Below are 3,905 nucleotides of genomic sequence, written 5' to 3'. Positions count from 1 at the left end.
TTCTCTAACTCATCCTCCCGCTCCCCCCACCCCCTTCGGGTGTAGCCGCGCGCGGCCGCCCGCTCCAGCGGGGGGGGGGCCCCGTCCTCGCTGTCGTACACCTCGCACATGTGCCGTCCGTCGGGCGTGGCCGTGTGCTCGACCTCCCAGAGGGAGACCTCGGCGCCGTCCCGGAGCAGGAACGCGTGCTCGTAGAGCGAGAAGCCGGCCCGGGCGCGGCCCGCGCGGCCGGGGGCGCCGAAGGCCTGGATGATCTGGTGCGCGGACGCCGTCGCCAGCAGCTCGGCCAGCTCGGATCCAGGCCGGTCCGTGTTCTCCGCGCGGCGCAGCAGCCGGCGGGCGTGGTCCGCCGAGGCGTCGGACACGTAGGTGTGCCGCGGGGCCGGGACCGGGGAGAGGTGCACCTGCACCGGCAGTTCGAAGTCCGGCGTCTCCGGCGGCAGCGCCAGCCGGGAGGTCGCGGTGCGCAGCTCCTCGTCGTCCAGGTACACCTCGTGCTGCGGTTCACCGCCCGGAACGGTGTTGTGGACCAGCTCCCAGAGCGTGAGCGCCGAACCGTCGGCGAGCAGCCAGGTGTGCCGGTACGTCTCGCGGTGCAGCCCCGCGCTGTGGTGCGCGGAGTGCAGGGAACCGTCGTGCGCCAGCGCGCAGTCCAGGCGCCGTATCGTCTCGTCGGGCAGTTCGAACGAGTTCAGGGCGCGACCCAGCAGCCGCATGAGGTGCTCCTCCGGAGACTCGATCGACTCGGGTGGTTCGTACGCTGCCGTCTCGTACGGAACGCTCAAGGTTTCTCCCGGCGTTGCTGCATGTCACCTTGTGGGTGCATACCGTAGCCCCTCGGTCGGACATCATGTCCGGGAACCGAGAAAACGTACGCACGAAAAACCCGCCGGCCGCGCGAAAAGTTCCCGCGCGACCCGACGTTCAGTCAAAATCCGCTGCTCAACGGCAGGTCGGACGACATCCGCCGCAACTTTTCCACACCGCCCGGCCGTTCCCCGTCACCCGCCGTACAGCTCCCCGTACGACGGCCAGGCCCCGCCCGGTCCGTCCACCGGCCCGGCGGCCCGGACCGCGCGGACGATCGCGCGCGTCACCATGTCCGCGCCCGCCGCCAGCACCTCGTTCAGCGCGAGCGGCTGCCCCTCGGCGAGCGGACGCGCCCCGGTCGCCAGCGCGAACACCGTGTCCCCGTCACTGAGCAGGTGCACCGGCCGCACGGCGCGCGCGATGCCGTCGTGCGCCGTGCCGGCCAGCTTCTGCGCCTGCGCCTTCGACAGGTCGGCGTCGGTGGCGACCACGGCGAGCGTGGTGTTCAACGGCGGCGGCGCGTTCCTCGCCGCGACCTCCGCCAGCCGCCGCTCCGCCGCCTCGTGGACCTCCGGCGCCGGGTATGGGACCCGCCCGCCGCCGAACAGTTCCCCGTACAGCGCTCCCGTCTCCGGATCCGTCACCGACCCCGCCGCGTTGGCCACCACCAGCGCCGCCACCGTGATGCCCGAGTCCAGCACGGTGCTCGCGGTGCCGACCCCGCCCTTCAGCGTGCCGACCACGGCCCCCGTGCCCGCCCCGACGCATCCCTCCGGCACTCCGGCGCCGGGGGAGCCCGCGCTCGCCTGGGCCGCCTCGACCGCCGCCCGTCCGGTGGCGGCGTCCGGCCTGGCCCGGAAGTCGCCACCGCGCCCCAGGTCGAAGACGCAGGCCGCGGGCACCACCGGCACCACATGCGAGGGGTCCGGTCCCACGCGCACCCCGCGCCCCCGCTCCTCCAGCCAGGCCATCACCCCCGACGCCGCGTCGAGCCCGTACGCGCTGCCGCCGGTCAGCACCACCGCCTGTACCCTCTGCACCAGGTTCCGCGGATCGAGCGCGTCGGTCTCCTTGGTGCCGGGGCCCCCGCCGCGCACGTCCACGGCCGCCACCGCCCCGTCCTCCGGCGCGAGCACCACCGTCGTCCCCGTGAGCCACCCGTCGCCGCGCCGCGTCGCGTGCCCCACCAGCAGACCGGCGACGTCCGTCAATGCGTCAACTGTCATACCGCCAGTCTCGTCGACAAGTCGGTGCCCTGGGCGGCAAGAGGCGTCGGCTGCACAGTTCAGGCGCTCATCCCAGATACGGGGTCGGCCGGTTGTCCAGGAAGTGCCGAAGCCGTAGCCGCTGGGTGTGGTGTATGGGCAGCGCGTCGATCTCGGAGGGATCTACGAAGCGAACTTCGGTCGACTCGGCTGACACGGTGAGTGACCCGCTCACAATGCGCGCCCTGAAGCACACATTGAACTGTCGCCGCACTTCCCCATCGCTGTAGGCAATGATGTGGCGCGGGTCCGTGTACGTACCGACAAGCCCCGTGATCTCCACGTCAAAGCCGGTCTCTTCCTTGACCTCCCGCACGGCGGCTCCCGGTAGCGAGTCGGTCATATCCATGCCACCGCCGGGGAGTGCCCATAGATCATTGTCGCTCCGGCGCTGGAGCAGAATTCTCCCCTTGTCGTCGGTCACGACTGCTGAGGCAGCGACGACGAGGCTGTTGGGTTTGGGCGCGTTTGCGTCGTCGTAGTACTCGATGCGTGCCACTTCTAACCCTTCTTGACCGTCGTCGCCGTGTCCCATGCCGCGTCGAAACTCTCGGCGTACGTGTCGAATATCCCGCCGTCGGTATTCCGTCGAAGGTGCCATACCGGGGCGCCGTAAGCGTTTACGCCCCACACGTGTGCGTTGACCAACACCTGGTCATCAGCGCGATACAAACTGTTGTACAGCGTCGTTTCGTGCGTCCGTAACTCGATACCAGGTACCCCCAGCAACGGTCGGTAGTGCATGAGCGCGAGTCGACATCGCGATTCAATGCCATGTCCGAACTTCTCCCCCGTGCCGCGAAGTCGGACATTCTCGCTGCTCGCGTCTCCGAGCGCGATCCGCACCGCGCACCCTTCCGCGGCGCGTTCGCGCAGTAGGTCATTCAGCCTGGGGTACGCCTCATGCAGAAAAACGGCGGCATAGATGAGTATGTCTACGCATTCCCTGGCCTGAGTGATCAAGTCAACGAAAACAGAAACGGGAAGGTCTGCCCGCTGCTCATAGAGCGCGACCAGTTCCGGACTCACAGCCCGCGCGCCACGTGCCTGCCGAAGCGCTGGCCAAAGGGCGTGAACGTCTTCTCCCAGAGTCTCAGCGGCCTTCATCGCGGTCGCCCGACGGGGGACCCGCCCCAGGTTCACCCAGCGCTCGACGCTCTTCGGGTCAACGCCCGTCGAGGTGGCGAGAGTCGCCGCTGTGGGACGTCCCGCAGTGGGAAACGTACGAGGTTCCGCCGTCCCAACGAGCGGCGCGACGATCACGCCATGACTGAGCCGAGGAGATACCCCAGTGCGCCGGTACAATTGCCTTACTGGGCAAAGAAGTTGGACCCGGAACCGGTCGTTGGCTGCGCCGGCTGTCGCGAGTTGGCCAACGTTCGCGACCGTGCGCGGGCAGGCGGCGACATGACGACCGTGAGCGACTGCAACGTACTCATGGCACGGCACCCGGACGGGCATGGATGACGATGGCGCCGGAACGCCCGAAGCCCTGTGCCGGACAACGCCCCTTCGACCCTTCGCGTGCTCCGTCGTTGCTTGAGTGGTTGCACGGCATATCCACGCTGTGCGGTCGCTGCGCCGGATACCGAACCGTGTGGTGCTCGCGGTGCTGCGGGTTCGGCGGGTGTACTGACTGCCGGCGCACCGGAATGCTGCCGTGCCCTGAGTGCACAAGCGGCCCCGATGTCCCCGTGATCGTGTTCTGAGTCCGACCACGCAGGATCATGCCGACGGCTCAGCGCGGGGCGGGGGGGTGTGCGCGCCCGCGCTCGAGCCCGCGAACGCCGCGCCGACCACACCAAGGACAGACACCTACCGCCACGCCCC

At 69.5% G+C, this 3,905-nt stretch carries 4 protein-coding genes; all 4 read right to left on the bottom strand.

What is annotated here, in order from left to right; all coding sequences use genetic code 11:
- Positions 1–785: DUF6227 family protein (locus ACFWR9_RS14780; protein ID WP_383840973.1), on the bottom strand; the 785-nt coding region annotated here is incomplete at its 3' end.
- Positions 786–1,001: 216 nt separating this feature from the next.
- On the bottom strand, positions 1,002–2,036 hold the full coding sequence (locus ACFWR9_RS14775) for a P1 family peptidase (protein WP_383840970.1): 1,035 nt from the start codon (positions 2,034–2,036) through the stop codon (positions 1,002–1,004).
- A gap of 67 nt (positions 2,037–2,103) precedes the next feature.
- On the bottom strand, positions 2,104–2,574 hold the full coding sequence (locus ACFWR9_RS14770; RefSeq protein ID WP_383840967.1) for an NUDIX hydrolase: 471 nt from the start codon (positions 2,572–2,574) through the stop codon (positions 2,104–2,106).
- A 2-nt stretch (positions 2,575–2,576) separates the two neighbouring features.
- On the bottom strand, positions 2,577–3,338 hold the full coding sequence (locus ACFWR9_RS14765; protein ID WP_383840964.1) for an XRE family transcriptional regulator: 762 nt from the start codon (positions 3,336–3,338) through the stop codon (positions 2,577–2,579).
- Positions 3,339–3,905 lie beyond the last annotated feature (567 nt).

Source organism: Streptomyces sp. NPDC058534 (assembly GCF_042717365.1).
GTDB lineage: Bacteria > Actinomycetota > Actinomycetes > Streptomycetales > Streptomycetaceae > Streptomyces.
Note: the sequence above shows the minus strand (reverse complement) of the source record. Positions and strands in the feature narration are given on the sequence as shown.